This window comes from Hymenobacter sp. AT01-02, assembly GCF_000961955.2.
GTDB lineage: Bacteria > Bacteroidota > Bacteroidia > Cytophagales > Hymenobacteraceae > Hymenobacter > Hymenobacter mucosus.
Genome location: NZ_JZIR02000202.1, coordinates 1 through 785, shown reverse-complemented (window position 1 = coordinate 785; position 785 = coordinate 1). Strand labels below are relative to the sequence as shown.

Genomic DNA, 785 nt, shown 5'->3' with positions numbered 1-785 from the left:
AGCGTAGGCTTTTGTCGGAAAGACGCACCAGGGTTTCTACCTTAAAATCGGAGGTGCGTAACACGGCCAGCGTACCATCGCCCAGCGCAACGTATAGCCGTTGTTGAGCCGGAGCATGTACTAAATCGAAAACGGGTGCCGACGGCAGAGCTGTAGCGTAGGCCAGCTTTTTCTCCACCAAATCAATCACCTGGATTCCCTGGAAATTGTGACCTAAAACTAGCAGGTTGCGCTCCGGTAAGTGCAGCAAGGCATACACCGAGTTGTCCACCTTTGCTACTAGTTCCCCGTCGTGTTCCGGCTTCTCAACGCTCCAAGCAGCCACCATACCATCGGCCCCGGCCGAGTAGAATACGTCCTGACCGATTGTACCCGCCACGGCGTACACACAGTCGCGGTGACCAGTAAGGGTAGCAAGCTTATGAACTTGAGGGCGAGGTAGGGAAGACAAAACGGTAGGATCAGACAGCAAATGATACGCACTGACTGCGCCGCAAAGGTACGCGCCATTGTTGGCCAAGCACTCCTGCTCTACTTCTGGCATGCTTGATAAGGTACTATCTGGAGCAGTAAAACGTAAGGCTGTTAGATACAACCCGATAACTATTCCGGGTAGGATAAGGCAAACATCCCCGCACGCGGAGTCATAAATGGTAAGCGCTATCTTTATTACGCTTTACCTACCTCTCCTTGCCTTGCCGCTGCATTCCCTCTCCCCTATTTCACAAACCAGTCTGCTAGGTCTCTGGCAGCTTACTGAGTCTGCCGAGCAGTTATGGAGTGCG

Annotated in this window: 1 pseudogene; it reads right to left on the bottom strand. The window is 52.9% G+C overall.

The annotated features are described in order from the left end of the window. Window positions 1–451 (bottom strand): annotated as a pseudogene (locus VI25_RS22350) (WD40 repeat domain-containing protein); the annotation flags it as partial. Between the last annotated feature and the right edge of the window lie 334 nt (window positions 452–785).